The following is a 16,867-nucleotide window of genomic DNA, read 5'->3' on the forward strand; positions in this document are numbered from 1 at the left end:
ATACAACTAGCGTTTTATTTTGCACAATTTTTTTAATTATTGAAAAAAATCAGTCTTTTATGGACATTTTCACCAATTCAATTTTCTTGTTTGTCGCCTCTTCGATCACAAAATGATAGCTATCGATTACAATTTCGTCTCCTTTTTGCGGAATTTTCTTAGTGGAATTCACTATAAAACCTCCTAATGTCCCGTATGAATCTTCTTCTGGAATTTCTAATTTGTAGGTTTCATTTAAGTATTCAACATCCAATCGGGCAGAAAAAAGGTATTTTCCATCTCCCAATTCCTGTTCAACAAGCTCTTCATCAAGATCATGCTCGTCCTCAATTTCTCCAAAAAGTTCTTCAACAATATCTTCTATGGTAATAATTCCAGATGTCCCTCCATATTCATCAAGAACTACAGCGACATTTTTTCTTTTTTTAATAAGAAGATTTAAAGCATCTTTTATCAAAATAGTTTCTGGAACAAACTCGACTGTCATTAAAACTGATTTGATTGTAGAAGGCTTTTTGAACAAATCAAAAGAATGCACATAACCTACTATATCATCAAGAGAATTTTGACTGACTATGATTTTTGAATAGCCTGTTTCTATAAAAAGTGCTTTTAGATCTGAAACGCTGTCAAACAAATCAACATCGACGATTTCAGTACGAGGCGTCATGATATCACGTGCTTTTACGCCCGAAAATTCTAATGCATTCTGAAAAATCTGAATTTCTGAATCCACTTCTTCGTCATCCTCAACAGCATTCATCTGCTCGGTTATATAATTCCCTAATTCGACCTTGCTAAAATACAATTGCACCTGATCACCTTCGGTCTTGAAAAACTTCTTTAGAACGAAATCAGAAATCCAAATAAAAAAAGTCGAAATATAATAGAACAGCTTGTAAAAAAGATAAGCCGGAACAGCAAAAAACTTAACTAATGAATTGGCATAAATTTGAAAGAAGACTTTCGGAAGAAATTCTGCCGTTATCAAAACAATGAAAGTAGAAAGTGCCGTTTGAATCAACAAACTTGTCAAATCTGAAAATTGAAATCCCAGACCTGCCATACATTCCAGAAGCAAATCTCCCATGTAAAACCCATAAATAACGAGCGCGACATTATTGCCAATAAGCATTGCGGCAATAAATTTTGAAGGATTCTGAGTAAGTCTGGTTAGGATTTTTGATAAAAAATTATCTTGCTTTTTCTCGATTTCAAGATAAATTTTATTAGAGGAAATAAAAGCTATTTCCATTCCCGAAAAAAAGGCTGATAGTATTAAACACAATATTATAATACTAATTTCCATTTTTACTGCTTTTTGTTACGGTCGTCAAATTTCTTGACAAATTTTCTTCTGAAGAAAAACATAAATACTGCCATTCCAGCAATTACAAAACTTAAGGCATAAGATTCATTGCCTTCATTCATTTTTGTAATTCCGTCATATATAAAGTAAACTGCAAATGCAATATATACGTATTGTGTGTATTTTAAATAACCCATACTATTTTTATTCGTTTGATTCAATCTCACCGCTTATTCGCTGTGAATTGATCATTTTAAAATCTTTACTAAAATCTATTCCCTGACCTGTAGACACTCCTTTGGCATCTGTAAGCTTAAATTTTCTCTCGGTGTAAAACCATTCGTTTTTCTGATCGAAATAAAGTTGTTCGGTTTCCAACATTTGTCCCGTTTCCGAAGTAATTTTTACATTTCCTTGCAAATCAATAATTCCGGTTGCCTTATATGAGATTGCGTAATTCGATTTAATAAAAGTACGTTTTTGTTTTTTGTCATATAAAGTCACATCAATTCCTTTTGGGAAATCAGTAAAAGGAAATTCAAGATTTGAATAATCCAGCATTTTTGGACTAATCAAAACACCGGTTATGCGCCCAGAATCTGTATATTTTATATTTACCGTATCAACATCGCTTCCTGGAACAAATTCTGCAAAATTACTTCTTTGCACTTCCTTAAAATTACTTTCGCATCCAAAAAACAGTGTCACAGCAAGAGCTGTGACAACGGCTATAGTATATCTTTTTGGTAAATTCATTTGCCAAAAGTAGTAAATTGTAATGAGCTTAGAAAAATATAACTCAGGTATTAGTCAAATTTTCGTTGTGAGAACCATCTATCGTTGAAAGAGAAACTTGCACTAAAGTTCAAATAATTCTCTTGAATCAAACCTGCAGAAGTAGTACCTCTTTTTCCAAATTCAATTCCGATATTCACATTTGAGAACGAACCTGTAATTGGGAAACCAGCTCCTAACGTCATTCCGACATCATTTATTTCCTGATTATTAATTACTAATCCCGTTTTTTCATATTTCAAACCAGCTCTATAAGTAACTCTGCTGAAATAATTTGTAAATGAAGTATAATTAGGAATATAATAACCTCCAAGTGCATATTTTGAATATTTTTCATAACGAACATCATCACTTGAATTGTAATAATTCGCGTATTGTCCGCTACCTTGAAATGCAAGCGTTGTTCCAACAAGCCATTTTCTAGGAATACCTACCCCTGCTCCGATGGTCAACTTACTTCCAAGTTTTATTTTTGCCTCAACTGGGTCCGCTATGATTGGATCTGGATCTGTATCTACCTCAATAGTTCTAACATTACTTGCTTTTAATGTACTAGCAAATGTATAGTTCAAACTTGTAAACAACATCGTTTTTTTATAAATCTTGGTTTGGTACATTGTCCCAAGATTAAAATTAGCCCCTGACAAATCAGATTCATTTGTTTCTCTAGTTGCATTTTGCACCCCTGTAATGGCCTCAACACTTGATGTGTTAATTGATCCAAAATTATACTGTACATCTGCTCCAATATTCCAGTTTGGTCTAATTTTATAACCCAAACCAAAAAACACCTTATTAACACCACCTTTTCCTTGAAACTGGTTGCTTGTTGCGCCTTCTGTAGCGGTATTATCATTGATGATTTTATATCCAACAGACGATAATGGAACTAAACCAAAAGCTGCTCCAAATCTCTTCATAGGAATCCCTACTGCCAAATAATCAAAAGTCGCTCTTTGCGCTTTTTCTGAGTGATCAGAATTTTTTAATGTAGCTGTACCAAAACTTCCACCAACTGTAAATGTAGTTTGTCTTAAACTAGCATAACTTGACGGATTATCAACATTCAAGTGAATACTATCCTGCTCTATTGAAACCCCAGCCATAGATCTATTCTCTAGAGTACCTTTGAATCTTGCATCTCCAATTCCGTAGAAAGAATACGGTGAAGCTGTACCTTGCTGAGCAAATGAAACGAACGAGATAAGTAAACAAGCACTTATTATAATTTTTTTAATCATTGTCGATTTTATATTGAAATGTTTGGTTCAAACTTTCTAGTAGGAAATTTGAATTGGCAAATATGGTATTTTTTAATCGTTTAGCCAAAAATTCTGCATCACCTCCCGTTAAAATTATTATAAAATTTGAAAATTCAGCTCGATATTCATCGATAAAACCGTCGATCTCATAGACGAACCCATTGACAACACCTGAATGAATGGCTTGTTGAGTTGAGTTTCCTACATAATTTTCTGGCTCTTCAAAAGTCAGCAAAGGCAGTTTGGCAGTGAATTGGTGCAGAGATTCATATCGCAATCTAAGTCCGGGCGAGATTGCTCCACCTAGATAATTGTCATTTTCGTCGATAAAATCATAGGTAATGCAGGTTCCCGCATCGATTACTAATCTGTTTTTTGTAGGAAACTGCAAAGTTGCCCCTGCAGCTAAAATCATTCTGTCAATTCCTAACGTTTTTGGCGTTGCATATTTATTATGGAAAGGAAAAATATCCTCATGCGTAAAAAAATGAATATTCAGTTGCTTTTCAAAAGCCAAAAAAGATTGTTTTTCGACATTTCCGACAGAAGCAACAACCAAATCTGAGCAGTTTGGGAATTTTTCTAAAATTTCTTTAATTTTTTTTTCGAGATCATTTTTCTCAAAAACAAAATTTTCTAGCGCATTACTTCCCTCAAATACAGCTGCTTTAATTCGCGTGTTTCCGACATCAATAGTTAAAATCATATCTATTTTTTTACCATTGCGAAGATACGAATTGATTTTTTTAAAAAAATGTTTTGGATAAACGAAAAATGATTCTATCTTTGCACCCGCATTGAGCACAAGACGGTACCTTAGCTCAGATGGTAGAGCAATGGACTGAAAATCCATGTGTCCCTGGTTCGATCCCTGGAGGTACCACGAAACCCGAATAGCAATATTCGGGTTTTTTGTTTTTATACTTTTTGGGTTTAACCGTAAAGGACGCTAAGTATTTCACGCTAGGTTCCCAAAATTATTCTAAACTTCTATTTCTTGTTTATTGGTATACTTCGATAATAGTTTCTTTCCATTATTCCAAAAACTTCTTTAATTGAGCTCACATTTATATCTACTGTTTTTACTTTATAAAGATCTGTAAAACCTGAGAAATACTGAACTTTCATTTCATCATTGTTCCTTACAATTAATACATATAAATTTGAATGTCCATCAAATCCCTCACAACTTTGATAATAATTTCCTTTTTCCAAAGCTTCCAAAATAAAACTTAGCTTCTTTTTATCCTCTAAAATAAAATCTTTTTGTTTTGTAAAATCTTCCGACTTAATAAAAAAACTAAAGCCTTTATCAAAATCAACTATTAAAAATTGATTGCTTCCAATCCCCTCTTTCCAATGATAAAGTAAAACTCCTTTTTTTATTTTTTTAAAGTTTTCAAATTCCTTTTCACAAAAACTGCAATCTTTTGTAAAATGTAAATATTGTTGTACCTCTTCTGATGTCACTGGAATAGCTTTACAATTATTTCTGTCTTCTACACCAGAAGTCGCATTTTTTCTATTCGCACAAGAAATAAAAATCATACAAAAAAACACTATTGAAAACTGTTTCATTTTTTACTAAAATTTAAAAACTTTTTCAAATATAAAATTGTTCTGATTAAAATTTTGAATCGTGATTTACAATGTCAACAAATTAGTAGTTTTTGTTAAAAAAGTATTAAGTGAATAAAAAAATATCTTCTATATTCGTAAAACTATATTTTTATCATTTAATAATTATTAAGTACACAAAACGGTTTTATGAGCAAAACTTCTACTAAAGGTATTTGGAAAGTTATTTCGGCGTCCTCAATGGGCACTATGATTGAATGGTACGATTTTTATATTTTTGGAAGTTTAGCTGTTGTTATTTCAACCAAATTTTTTCCGAGCAGTAATCCAACAGCAGCATTCTTGTCGACGCTAGCCACTTTTGCAGCGGGATTTGTTGTTCGACCTTTTGGTGCTTTATTTTTTGGCAGACTTGGTGATATTATTGGCCGAAAATACACTTTTATGGCTACCTTATTATTAATGGGGGGCTCGACCTTTTTAATAGGTTGCATTCCGAGTTATGAAACTATTGGCTTTTTAGCTCCTTTATTAGTATTGGTTCTTCGTTTGTTGCAAGGCCTTGCTTTAGGTGGGGAATATGGTGGCGCTGCAACGTATGTTGCTGAACATTCTCCTGTTGGGCAAAAAGGATATTGGACTTCATGGATTCAGACTACTGCTACTGTAGGTTTGTTTATATCGTTGATGGTTATTTTGGCAACAAAAAGCATACTTTCTGCTGAAGATTTTGATACTTGGGGATGGCGCGTTCCGTTTTGGGTTTCCATTGTAATGGTTGGCGTTTCTTATCTGATCCGAAAAAATATGGACGAATCGCCTGTATTTGCAAAAGCAAAAAAAGAAGGAACAACGAGCGCTAATCCTTTAAAGGAAAGTTTTGGAAATCGATACAATCTAAAGTTTGTTTTATTGGCACTTTTTGGCGCGACGATGGGGCAAGGCGTTGTTTGGTACACGGGACAATTTTACGCCATGAGTTTCATGAAAACAGTAATGAATATTGACTCTTCGCAAGTTGATGGACTTTTGGGAATTGCATTATTAATAGGTACACCATTTTTTATTTTCTTTGGATGGCTAAGCGATAAAGTTGGAAGAAAATACATCATGATGACCGGAATGTTCTTGGCAATATTTTTTTATAGACCAATCTATAGAGAGATGTACAACACAACAGACGTAAAACAAAAAATAGAAATTACTGAAAAAACAACCCAAAATACCGAGACAAAAGAAAACAACGATGTTGTAACTACAATTTCTAAAACCTATACGGATGGAACTTCGTATATGGAAAAGAAAACTGTTTTTGCCGATAAAAAAGAACCACAAAGCAGTGTTACGATTAAAATAAATTCAAATGACGAATGGATGCTAATTCTCATGGTTTTCATTCAAGTAATATTTGTTACAATGGTATATGGTCCAATTGCAGCTTTTTTAGTGGAAATGTTTCCAACTAAAATCAGATATACTTCAATGTCACTTCCTTATCACGTAGGAAATGGAATTTTTGGAGGTTTGCTACCTGCAATTTCAACTTATCTTGTAACACATGCCAAAGCAAATGAAAAAGAAGAGTTTTATCTTGACGGCCTTTGGTACCCAATTATTATTGCTTCAATCTGCTTTGTAATTGGAATGATTTATATTGACAATAAAAACAAAACGAATCACCTTTAATACCTACTTATAATTATGAATACCGTTAAACAAATTTTAGGTGTTTTGTGGATTATAATTTCCATTCTTGCCGCTTACTTCTGCATCTTTGAATTTGGCTTGCCAAAATTTTTATCAGACCAGCAGGATGACTTGGTGTTTGGAGTTATCATCCTTTTCATTCTCACCCCATTAATCGTTCTAGGCTTAGGAACTTTTGGCTATTTTTCTTTGATTGGAGAATACAACGAGAAAAAATAACCAAAACGACTTAATTAAAAAGGGCTGTCTACATCAAATAGACAGCCCTTTTACATTACTAAAAAACCAAATTTCAATTACTTTCTTTTATTTTTTTATAAATTTCATTACTTGAACTTTATTGTTTTCGTCGATTGCTTTTACAACATACAAACCTGTTTTCAAATCGCTTACATTATATTGAAAATCAACATTTCCATTTGAAGTGAAACTTTTTACCAGTTGGCCTGTTATAGAATAAACCTGAACTTTAGAAGCTACAACACTTAAAGTAAAATAATTTGAAACCGGATTTGGATATAAATTAACTGAACTTGTTTTATCAAAATCTGGAATCGCCAAATTAGCCGTTTTATTTCCGTAAATTCTGTATTCTCCTGGATTCAGATTGATCGTTGCATTCACATCAGTAACGTTAATCGAAGAATTATCCATTAAATTATACCATGTGCCAGTATATTGAAAACCTGTAGCAACGTTTTGTGGCGTCACATCAAAATTGGCCAAAATCAAAACATCTTTTAATTGAGTTGCCGCCAAATTGCTGTTCGTAATTTTAATGTTTACTGTCAACGTATTTGCACTTGCCATCGTTGCTGTTCCTAAAAATACAGGTTCAGTCACTTTCATGTTGATCATTTTTGCCCAATCATAATAGATTTTATTACGATTTGTATCGCCCAACCAGTTTTCTGACCATTGTGGCTGTGGTTTGGTATCTAATTTACAATCTCCAGAAATCGTTGCAGAATTATCATTTACAGTTCCGTCATTGCAAGTATAAATTGAATCATCCCAACCTAATTCACCAAAATGCCAGATCATTTTTGGACCAGGAATCAACAATGAAACCGCTCCAATTGCAGACATTCTAGATAAAGCCGTATTTAATGATTTTACATTATAAGTTCCTGAAGTGTTTCCGTATTGTACATTTTTATACATCAAACGTTCTTCGTCATGACTTTCAGCATAACCCATCAAACGATTTGCTGTAAAACCACGGCTAGAGCTCATCATTCTTGAAATATTGCTACTTGATGAATATCCCATTGACAATTGATTGTATTGATCTGTCATTTTTCCCCACATCATAACACCTTTGCTTGGCGTTTCAGCAACACGGTAATTTGCCCATTGCTGTTCTTCAGAATCAGATCCTAAATGCTCAAAAATCGTATAATGTGTTGGATCAAGACTCCAAGAATAATCAGCGTATTTCTTCAAAATATCAACTCTGTCTTGTTGATAAGCGTTTGTACATGTTTCATCTGAAGCGGTACATGCTTGCGTAAATCCTTTTGTCAAATCCCAACGGAAACCATCAATTTTATATTCTTCAATCCATTGTTTCACAACGCGTTCTACATAATATTGTGTTTTTGGAGAGGCATGATTAAAATCTTCACCTACGCTATACGTATGTTTTGCAACGGTATTAAAATATGGATTTTCAGAAGTTGGTGATCCAAAACCATCTCCGTCTGGATCGTTCATCCACATTCTTACCATTGGGTTTCTTCCGAATGCATGATTCAAAGCAACATCAAGAATTACAGCTATTCCGTTTTGGTGGCATAGATCGATAAACTCTTTTAACTTATCTGATGTACCATAAAATTTATCCAAAGCCATATGAAACGAAGTGTTATATCCCCAGCTTTCATTGCCTTCAAATTCCATTACCGGCATTAATTCGATAGCATTTATTTTAAGTGTTTTAAAATAATCTATTCTGTCAATCAATGTTTGGTAATTTCTTTTAGCATCAAAATCACGAACCAAAAGTTCATACACCACTAATTTGTCTTTTTCAGGTTTTGAAAAATTAGTTACTTGCCAATTGTATGGCGTTTGCCCCGTTTTCAAAACCGTTACTTCAAAATTTTGTCCTGTTGGATAAGCTGGCATATTTGGATACGAAGCTGCAGGAATCGAAGAATCATCATAAGGCGACAAAACCAAAGTAGAATATGGATCTGCAGTTTTTACCAACGCAGGAGAATTTGCCAAAGGCGTGCTCTCGCCTACCCAATATTGATACGTATTATTTGTTCCTGAAACCAACCCTGTCAATTCCAACCAAAATTTCCCCGAAGAAGGATCTTTTTTCATGGCATAAGAAGTTGTTGGTTGCCAATTATTAAAACTTCCGGCAACGTAAACAAAATCTTTTAAAGGTGCGTCTAAAACTAGAGTTGCTCTTGTTGCATCAGCACTATTGTAATTTATCCCGTCAATTAAGCCTGCAGGCATTGCCTCAGAAACTGTATTTGGGTTCACAACAACCGAAAACTTTTTAGAAATCGTAACAGCTCCTTGAACCGCAACTAATTCATAGCTCTGATTATTAGTAAGATTATTTGCTGTATAAGAATAACTTGCAGTACTTGCATTAGTATCAATTGTAGTTCCGTTTGCTTTTAAAGTATAACTTGCTGCCCCATTTGTATTTGTCGCTGCAATATTAAAATTAGAACCTGATGCTAATATTGTAGTACTGTTTTCTGTTGGAGAAGTCAATGTTACTTGAAAAGAGCCAACTTCAACTAAAATATCTTGCGATTTTTTGTCTCCAGTTCCATTTTTGGCTTTAATTAAAAAACCAATTTTTCCGATTCCTGTTGTATTGTAGTAAATTGTTGGTGTTATTGTTTTTGTATAAGTATCGTTTGCTGCATTGTATGTGAATTTACTTGCATCGCTTGATGCTTCCCAAGAACCGTTGTTTGGTGTTCCTTTTTGAGTGGTATCATTTGTATCAAATGCCCATGCCCACATATAAAGCGAATTATCTGTTACACTCCAACTTGATTCATCAATACTGTTTCCATTTATTGTAATAGTAATGGAAGTAGTCTCTTCAAAAGCGGCCGGGCTTACAGAATAGGTCACTGTTTGTGCAAGTTGCGCAAATGAACTCCCTGACAACAAAAGAAAAAATAATAGTAAAGTTTTTTTCATAAAATGATCTTGTTATTAAAAAAGGCTATCCGTAGATAGCCTCTTTCTTTTATTTAAATTATTTTTTTACTATTGTATAAGTATAGTTTCTTGGATTGCTTAAATCCAATGTAACTACAAATGTTCCAGCAGCAGTTCCAATATTAGCTCCACCTTCTTCTAGACTACCATTAGCCCCAGTATCTCCGTAGTTAAGATCCCAGTTACCATTAGCTCTAAATTTCAATCCATTGTCTGGAGCTGACTGAGCAGTTAAAACTACAGTAACTGTCCATTTTTTAGTAGCAGGATCATATGTCATTGGAGTATCAGTATCCCATCCTCCTGGAGTTGCGTTACCAATAATTCCCCATGTAGTTTTTAATGTAGCGATTGATAATTTTGTAGGATCAGTATCTGCTTTAATTCTATAGTATCCTGGAGTCGTGATTGCAAGATTTTTAGCATCTCCAGCAGAACTTAATGTTCCTGCTGTAGCACCAGCTCCATAATTTGTACCTCCCCAACCTGCTTCAGTAGACAATTTGTATCCTTTTCCATCTTGTGTTGGATCTTGTGCAGTTGCAAAATATACATAACCTTCAAAAGCAGTTTTTCCGTAACCTTCAGCTAATAATGTTGGAGCAGAAGAATGTGTCCAATCTGAACCATAACCACTTGTGCTTTGGTATCCACCAGGAACCCATAATTTTGGAGTTTCAGTAGTGTAAGGAGTTACAACGATTCCAACAACATTTGAATACATAATGTTTGTGCTCACAGTAGATTTTACTCTCACTTCAAAATCACCTGCAACATATGGAGTTGAACCTAAAGCCAAGGCAGCAGTGTTTAATTTACCAACAGAAACTGAAACTTGGTTTTGAGATTGTACAGTTCCTAATTCTTTAGGAGTCTTAAAACTGTTTCCTTTTTTGTCCATCTCAACTGCGTAAGTAATCACAACATCTCCGCCATAATTTGCAGAATTCCATGTAAAACGTTCTGCTTGATTGTCTGCCGCATCTGGAGTTAAAACATATGCTGCACCACTTTGAGGAGCAGTTAAAACAGGAGAATCAACTCCCTCAATAACAGGTCTGTCTTGTACATCTTCAACGCTGCATGATATTGCAACTAATGCTAATAAAGCAATTAATGATTTAGTTATATTTTTCATTTGGTATATTTTTAGTTAGTTAGTATCCAGGATTTTGTTTTAAATTTTGATTTGCTCCTAAAGCCCCAGCTGGGATCGGGAATATATCTCTGAAAGATTGTGTAGAAGTACCTGCCGCCACATTTCCTTTCCAAGGCCATAAATATGAACCACCTGTGAATTTTCCGAAACGGATCAAATCTGTTCTTCTGTGTCCTTCCCAGTAAAGCTCTCTTCCTCTTTCATCTAAGATAAAATTCAAGTTAAGATCAGTTTGAGTAATAATATTTGCTTTTGCTCTTGTTCTTAACGCATTTACATAAGTAGTTGCCGTTGCTAAGCTTCCGCCTGCACCTCTAACAACACACTCCGCATACATTAAGTAAGCATCTGCAAGTCTGAAGATTGGAAAATCAGTATCTGCAAAATTTCCTGCTTTATCTGATCCCTGAACACCATTAACATCAACATTTTTAAATTTCATAATCGCATATCCATCAGTAAAATTTCCAATGTTTGCAATTTCTTTACTTTGTCCGTTTGTATAGAACTGAGCACGAGTATCAGTAGTAACAGCAGGGAACTTGTCAACAAAAGCTGAAGTTGTTCTGATACCACCCCAACCTCCGTTGATGCCATATTCAGAAGCCACCATGCTTCCACCAACTGGAGCGTGAACTAAGAATGTTGTTCCTCCATAAGTTTGAGTGTGGATTCCATCAAAACCAATTGTAAAAATAAATTCTTTCTGCGCACCATTTTTATCATTATCAGCTAAGAATAACTGATTATAATTATTATGAAGTGTGTAACCAGAATTGATTACTTTATCAATTAAAGGAAGTGCCTCAGCATAATGATCAGTTCCAATATAAACTTTTGCATTCATGTACAATTTAGCATGCAACATCCAAGCCGCTGCCTGATCGATACGGTATGCCTCGTTTGTTTTTGGTTGCTTCAATAATGGTTCAATTGCAGTAAGCTCTTCATCGATAAATTTATAAATTTCAGCTCTTGAAGCATATTCTGGATAATAGAATGTAGTTGGAGAATCTTCTGTTACTATAGACCCAGCTCCAAAAGTATCTACTAAATGCCAGTACGTCATCGCTCTTAAAAAACGAGCTTCTGCACGGTATGCTTTAATATCAGCTAAAACTGTTGCATCTGTTATTCCTCTTGATGCTAGTTTTGCATCTGTAGTTTGTCTTAAAAACTCATTACAGTTTACAATTTGAAAAGAAAAACGTGCAAAAGTTGCCGCAATAAATGAATCTGCAGATGACCATGTTTGTGAATGGAAATCTTTAATTGTTCCGTCATTCCAAGCAATAACAGCTTCATCAGTTGTTAATTCTTGCATCATCCAAAAACCTCTGATGTATTGACTTGTTCCCTCATCAATTCCAGAAATATCAGGACTTCCAGCAGGTCCTTGTTGACCAGTTGTTGCAAAACCTGCATATAGTTTTGATAAATTCTCTTTGTATGACGCTGGATCTTTAAAAAGCTCATCAGCGCTAACAGAATCCCCTGTATCTGGCGATTGGTTTAAATCGTCTGTACATGATGAAACCAGCATCGTCATCATAAACAAAGAAATACCTAATAATTTTATTTGTATCTTTTTCATTATTCTTGTTATTTGAATTAGAAGTTAGCGTTTAGTCCTAACATGAACGTAATTGGTCTTGGGTAAATATTGTTATCAATACCATTAGAAATCTCAGGATTTAATCCCTCATATTTCGTGATTGTCAAAACATTTTGTGCTGACCCAGTTAATTTTAACATTGAAATCCCTTTTATTTTTTCTTTAAAAGTGTATCCAACGGTAACATTATCCAATTTTACAAAAGATGCATCCTGAACATAGTAATCAGATTTTAATTGGAAATTACTTCCTTGTTTGAATCCTGTTTCTAAAAGATTCTCAACTCCATTTGACAAATCATTTTGTCTGATCAAGATGTTGTTATATGTACCATTACCTGAATCTACGTTATTGTACATATAGTTCCCCCAAGAACCTCTCCAGTTCATAGAGAAATCCCAGTTTTTGTATGTCAAGCTTGTATAAAAACCATAGAAAACATCAGCAGCTGGTTTATGAAAACGATACATATCTTGCTCATTTACAACTCCATCTTTATTACGGTCAATATAAACACCATCAATTGGTTTTCCGCTTGCATCATAAGCCTGCTCAAATACATAGAATGAATTTGGTGCATAACCTACTTGATTGTTTTGAATTTTATTTCCTGTTCCTCCTGATATATTATCTCCAGCTTCTAATCCAGGAGTATTATCTTGAGTTGTTGTTAATTTTGTAATTTTTGAATTCTGGAAAGTAATATTTCCACCAATTCTCCATTCTAAATTATCTTTTTGAATTGGAATAACTTCACCAGATAACTCAATTCCTTTGTTTTTAAGACTACCAACATTGTAGTTGTCATAATTAGAAAATCCGAAGAAAGCAGGATTTTGAGTATATAACAATAAATCATCTGTAGTTCTTTGATAAACATCTGCAGTACCTGAAACTCTATTGTTAAAAAGAGAGAAATCAACTCCTACGTTTATTGTAGTGGTCTCTTCCCATTTCAGGTTGCTGTTATAAGGTTGTGGTCTATAAGTTGTGTAGAATGTATTTCCGATTTGATATTGAGCAGCACTATTTGATGCTAAATACAATGGAATAGACGGATAAGCATTTCCGATATTTTGTTGACCTGTGATACCCCATCCTCCTCTTAATTTTAAAGAGTTAATGCTTGCAACATCTTTTAAGAAACTTTCTTCATTTAATTTCCATGCCACAGAAACAGCTGGGAAATTTGACCAACGATATTGTTCTGTAAATCTAGAAGTACCATCACGTCTTAAAGAAACAGTTGCTAAATATTTATCAGCTACTGTGAAATTAGCTCTACCAAAGAAAGACTGTAAGTTAATATGTGTTGGAGTAAACAACTCTACAGTATTTACATCATTTTCAAAATTATAGTTTGATTTGTTTTTTTCTTCTCTAAAATCTTGATACGTATAACCTGCTGTTACATCAACCTGCGTTTTAATACTTTCGAACAATTTATTGTAATTCAAATACAAGTCCATTAACTTGTTATTTCTCTTTTCAATATTTTCATAAGTATTATTGTATCCAGAACCTTTAAGACCATATAAATAATCTCCATTCGTTCCTCCAAAACCTCTACCGCTCATTTGATCGTAACCTAAATTCACTGTAGCTTTTAATTCTGGTAAAAAGTGCATTTTATAGTCTAATTGGATATTTCCAATACTTCTATTAAAAGTACCTAAGTTATTTTGTTGGTTAATTAATGCAAGTGGATTTTTTCCAGCCAATTGATTAAATTCTGTTGGAGATGTCATCCATTGGAAGTAAGTTCCATCAGCATTTTTTACAGACTGAGTTGGATCAAAACCTACAGCTGCTCCAACTGCTCCTGTATTACTATAATTACTGTTAATTATAGAGGTATTGTTATTTACCTGAACTTTTAAGTGTTTGTCAAAAAAGTCTCCAGTTAACGAAACTCCTAAAGTTGTTCTTTCAAAGTTATCTCTTAATAAAATACCATTTAAATTAGTATATCCAACAGAAGCTCTATAGGCAACATTATCAGCTCCACCACTTGCAGAGATGTTTTGGTCAGTACCCATAGCGGTTCTGTAAATTTCATCTTGCCAGTTTGTATTAGCTTGTCCCATTGCAGCAATTTGAGATGCACTTCCATGAGCATTAACGAAATCTCTAAACTGTCCGCTTGATAAAGCATCAACTTGCTGTGTTACTTCTGAAACCTGGAAGTTTCCATTGTAGCTTACTTTGATATCGCCAGCTTTTCCTTTTTTAGTTGTAATAATGATTACCCCATTAGAAGCTCTAGAACCATAAATTGCAGTTGCAGAAGCATCTTTTAAAACAGAAATCGATTCGATATCGTTTTGGTTGATTGTAGATAATGGATTTCTTCCTCCTTCAACTCCTCCGTTTGCAACAGGAATACCATCAATTACATATAATGGATCATTGTTTGCACTAAGCGAAGATCCGCTACGGATTCTAACGATTGGGTCAGCTCCAGGAGAACCACCACCGTTAATAATCTGTAAACCTGCTACTTTACCTTGGATCATTTGATCTGCAGAGCTTACTGGTCCTTTGTTAAAATCTTTTGTTGATAATACTGTTACAGCTCCTGTCGCGTCTTTTTTCTTAACAGTTCCATAACCTACCTGTACAACAACTTCTTTAAGTTGGTTGGTGTCTTCTTCTAGCGAAACGCTTACTGTTTTTTGTCCAGAAAAAGTAACAGTAGTACTTACATAACCAATAAATGACACGACAATTTTATCGCCATTCTTCAAGTTTGGCAATTGAAATTTCCCATCAAAATCTGTAGAAGTACCTGCTTTTGAGCCTTGTACATTAACATTTACTCCCGGAATCGGCTGCCCAGTTGCCTTGTCGACAACAGTTCCATTTAATGTGCTTTGAGCTAACACAGTAAACGGCAGCAGTAGGAATAAAAATAACAACTTTTTGTAAATTGTTTTCATACTTTTTGTTTAAATTAGTTTGAGTTTGTGATTGTTAGTTAAGTTTTTAATTTTACTTCGAATTTCAAAATTATGAATTTATTAACACGAACAACCGGTGGCAATTTTTATTGGTTTACGAAAACGTGGTAGTGTTGAAAACTTTCTATTTTTTGTAATCTTTTAAGTCAAAAATTGCCAATACCAAAAATTATAACCACCTTTATTATCAATTAGATTTTTTCCAAAAAGCGCTATGAAACGTAAAATAACCTTAAAACAGATCGCAAAGGAACTTGATGTCTCTATTTCAACTGTCTCAAAATCACTACGAAACAGTCTAGAAATAGGCGAAGAAACACGCCTAAAAGTGCAGGCTTTTGCGAAGTTTTACAACTATAAACCCAACAATATTGCCCTGAGTCTTAAAAACCGAAAAACCAAGAGTATCGGTATTATTATACCTGAAATTGTGCATCACTTTTTCTCCACAGTAATCAATGGAGTTGAACAAGTTGCCAATGAACACGGATATAGTGTAGTAATCTGTTTATCAGACGATTCTTTTGACAAAGAGGTTTTGAATATGGAAATGCTAGCCAACGGAAGTATCGATGGTTTTATCATGTCGCTTTCTAAAGAAACACAGTTCAAAGGCGATTTTCACCACATCACCGAAGTCATCAATCAAGGAATGCCGGTTGTCATGTTTGACCGTGTAACCAATGATATTTTATGCGATAAAGTCATCATTGACGATAAAGCAGCAGCCTATGAAGCTGTTCAAAGCCTGATAGATAACGGCCGAAAAAAGATTGCATTAGTAACTACCGTAGATTATGTAAGCGTTGGAAAACTACGAACCGATGGCTACGAAAAAGCACTTTTAGACAACGGAATTCCTTTCAACGAAGACTTAATCATCAAAATTGAAGATGTAGATACTTGCGAAATCACTATTTCTGAACTTTTGCACGCCAGAGCTTTTGATGCTGTTTTTGCCGTAAATGAACTTTTTGCGGTAACAATTATCAAAACCGCATCAAAAATGGGATTAAAAGTTCCTGAAGATTTAGCCGTAATTGCATTTACTGATGGAATTATTTCAAAATATTCAACTCCAAGCATCACAACCGTAAGTCAGAGCGGTGAAAAAATGGGAAATAAGGCTGCTAAAATGCTTATCGAACGACTAGAAGCGGAACATGACGAAGACGATGATGAAAATGAAAATTACACAACTGAGGTCATCGAAACCCACTTAATAAAAAGAGAATCCACTGACTAATTTTCTTAAAATCAATACATTCTAAAGCCATA

13 protein-coding genes and 1 tRNA gene are annotated in these 16,867 nt (G+C 34.2%); 4 read left to right on the forward strand and 10 right to left on the reverse strand.

From position 1 onward, the window contains the following. Window positions 1–49 precede the first annotated feature (49 nt). Genes AAYQ19_RS10170 through AAYQ19_RS10190 form a run of 5 tightly spaced genes read right to left on the reverse strand, consistent with a single transcriptional unit; the run spans window position 50 to window position 4,072 of the window. Entirely contained in the window at window positions 50–1,309 is a 1,260-nt protein-coding gene (locus AAYQ19_RS10170) for a hemolysin family protein (protein ID WP_343536101.1), read from the reverse strand. Between the two features lie 2 nt (window positions 1,310–1,311). Further along, window positions 1,312–1,506, reverse strand: a complete 195-nt coding sequence (locus tag AAYQ19_RS10175) for a hypothetical protein (RefSeq protein ID WP_343536102.1) — start codon at window positions 1,504–1,506, stop codon at window positions 1,312–1,314. A gap of 7 nt (window positions 1,507–1,513) precedes the next feature. After that, window positions 1,514–2,065, reverse strand: a complete 552-nt coding sequence (lptC, locus tag AAYQ19_RS10180; RefSeq protein ID WP_343536103.1) for an LPS export ABC transporter periplasmic protein LptC — start codon at window positions 2,063–2,065, stop codon at window positions 1,514–1,516. Window positions 2,066–2,115: 50 nt separating this feature from the next. Further along, window positions 2,116–3,345: a BamG family beta-barrel-assembly machinery protein gene (gene bamG, locus AAYQ19_RS10185; protein WP_343536104.1), complete on the reverse strand. Its 1,230-nt coding sequence runs from the start codon at window positions 3,343–3,345 to the stop codon at window positions 2,116–2,118. After that, window positions 3,338–4,072, reverse strand: coding sequence for a type III pantothenate kinase (locus tag AAYQ19_RS10190; RefSeq protein ID WP_343536105.1), 735 nt, complete (start codon window positions 4,070–4,072; stop codon window positions 3,338–3,340). Before AAYQ19_RS10190 ends, bamG begins: the two co-directional genes overlap by 8 nt. 104 nt (window positions 4,073–4,176) lie before the next feature. On the opposite strand from AAYQ19_RS10190, the gene AAYQ19_RS10195 reads away from it, so the two are divergent. Beyond that, a tRNA-Phe gene (locus AAYQ19_RS10195) sits at window positions 4,177–4,249 on the forward strand. A 107-nt stretch (window positions 4,250–4,356) separates the two neighbouring features. On the opposite strand, the gene AAYQ19_RS10200 is transcribed toward AAYQ19_RS10195, so the two are convergent. Continuing rightward, on the reverse strand, window positions 4,357–4,944 hold the full coding sequence (locus tag AAYQ19_RS10200) for a hypothetical protein (protein ID WP_343536106.1): 588 nt from the start codon (window positions 4,942–4,944) through the stop codon (window positions 4,357–4,359). A gap of 189 nt (window positions 4,945–5,133) precedes the next feature. Between AAYQ19_RS10200 and AAYQ19_RS10205 the strand changes: the two genes are divergently transcribed. Both AAYQ19_RS10205 and AAYQ19_RS10210 read left to right on the forward strand, forming a co-directional pair. Next, entirely contained in the window at window positions 5,134–6,630 is a 1,497-nt protein-coding gene (locus tag AAYQ19_RS10205; protein WP_343536108.1) for an MFS transporter, read from the forward strand. Between the two features lie 15 nt (window positions 6,631–6,645). Further along, entirely contained in the window at window positions 6,646–6,870 is a 225-nt protein-coding gene (locus AAYQ19_RS10210; RefSeq protein WP_343536110.1) for a DUF6814 family protein, read from the forward strand. Window positions 6,871–6,957: 87 nt separating this feature from the next. Here the strand turns inward: AAYQ19_RS10210 and AAYQ19_RS10215 are convergent, their stop codons facing one another. Genes AAYQ19_RS10215 through AAYQ19_RS10230 form a run of 4 tightly spaced genes read right to left on the reverse strand, consistent with a single transcriptional unit; the run spans window position 6,958 to window position 15,568 of the window. Beyond that, a complete protein-coding gene (locus AAYQ19_RS10215; RefSeq protein ID WP_343536112.1) occupies window positions 6,958–9,834 on the reverse strand; it encodes an alpha-amylase family glycosyl hydrolase in 2,877 nt (958 codons plus the stop codon). Between the two features lie 58 nt (window positions 9,835–9,892). Further along, window positions 9,893–10,993, reverse strand: a complete 1,101-nt coding sequence (locus tag AAYQ19_RS10220; protein ID WP_343536114.1) for a SusE domain-containing protein — start codon at window positions 10,991–10,993, stop codon at window positions 9,893–9,895. A 19-nt stretch (window positions 10,994–11,012) separates the two neighbouring features. After that, window positions 11,013–12,608, reverse strand: a complete 1,596-nt coding sequence (locus tag AAYQ19_RS10225; RefSeq protein WP_343536116.1) for a RagB/SusD family nutrient uptake outer membrane protein — start codon at window positions 12,606–12,608, stop codon at window positions 11,013–11,015. A gap of 17 nt (window positions 12,609–12,625) precedes the next feature. Beyond that, window positions 12,626–15,568: a SusC/RagA family TonB-linked outer membrane protein gene (locus AAYQ19_RS10230; protein ID WP_343536117.1), complete on the reverse strand. Its 2,943-nt coding sequence runs from the start codon at window positions 15,566–15,568 to the stop codon at window positions 12,626–12,628. A 235-nt stretch (window positions 15,569–15,803) separates the two neighbouring features. On the opposite strand from AAYQ19_RS10230, the gene AAYQ19_RS10235 reads away from it, so the two are divergent. Beyond that, window positions 15,804–16,835: a LacI family DNA-binding transcriptional regulator gene (locus AAYQ19_RS10235; RefSeq protein ID WP_343536118.1), complete on the forward strand. Its 1,032-nt coding sequence runs from the start codon at window positions 15,804–15,806 to the stop codon at window positions 16,833–16,835. Window positions 16,836–16,867 lie beyond the last annotated feature (32 nt).

Origin of the sequence: Flavobacterium mesophilum (assembly GCF_039581405.1) — a bacterium.
Classification (GTDB): Bacteria; Bacteroidota; Bacteroidia; order Flavobacteriales; family Flavobacteriaceae; genus Flavobacterium.

Excerpts from the sequence above, each read along its gene's own strand:
- AAYQ19_RS10170 (WP_343536101.1), bottom strand. The coding sequence starts at position 1,309 with ATGGAAATTAGTATTATAATATTGTGTTTAATACTATCAGCCTTTTTT.
- AAYQ19_RS10175 (WP_343536102.1), bottom strand. The coding sequence starts at position 1,506 with ATGGGTTATTTAAAATACACACAATACGTATATATTGCATTTGCAGTT.
- lptC (WP_343536103.1), bottom strand. The coding sequence starts at position 2,065 with ATGAATTTACCAAAAAGATATACTATAGCCGTTGTCACAGCTCTTGCT.
- bamG (WP_343536104.1), bottom strand. The coding sequence starts at position 3,345 with ATGATTAAAAAAATTATAATAAGTGCTTGTTTACTTATCTCGTTCGTT.
- AAYQ19_RS10190 (WP_343536105.1), bottom strand. The coding sequence starts at position 4,072 with ATGATTTTAACTATTGATGTCGGAAACACGCGAATTAAAGCAGCTGTA.
- AAYQ19_RS10200 (WP_343536106.1), bottom strand. The coding sequence starts at position 4,944 with ATGAAACAGTTTTCAATAGTGTTTTTTTGTATGATTTTTATTTCTTGT.
- AAYQ19_RS10205 (WP_343536108.1), top strand. The coding sequence starts at position 5,134 with ATGAGCAAAACTTCTACTAAAGGTATTTGGAAAGTTATTTCGGCGTCC.
- AAYQ19_RS10210 (WP_343536110.1), top strand. The coding sequence starts at position 6,646 with ATGAATACCGTTAAACAAATTTTAGGTGTTTTGTGGATTATAATTTCC.
- AAYQ19_RS10215 (WP_343536112.1), bottom strand. The coding sequence starts at position 9,834 with ATGAAAAAAACTTTACTATTATTTTTTCTTTTGTTGTCAGGGAGTTCA.
- AAYQ19_RS10220 (WP_343536114.1), bottom strand. The coding sequence starts at position 10,993 with ATGAAAAATATAACTAAATCATTAATTGCTTTATTAGCATTAGTTGCA.
- AAYQ19_RS10225 (WP_343536116.1), bottom strand. The coding sequence starts at position 12,608 with ATGAAAAAGATACAAATAAAATTATTAGGTATTTCTTTGTTTATGATG.
- AAYQ19_RS10230 (WP_343536117.1), bottom strand. The coding sequence starts at position 15,568 with ATGAAAACAATTTACAAAAAGTTGTTATTTTTATTCCTACTGCTGCCG.
- AAYQ19_RS10235 (WP_343536118.1), top strand. The coding sequence starts at position 15,804 with ATGAAACGTAAAATAACCTTAAAACAGATCGCAAAGGAACTTGATGTC.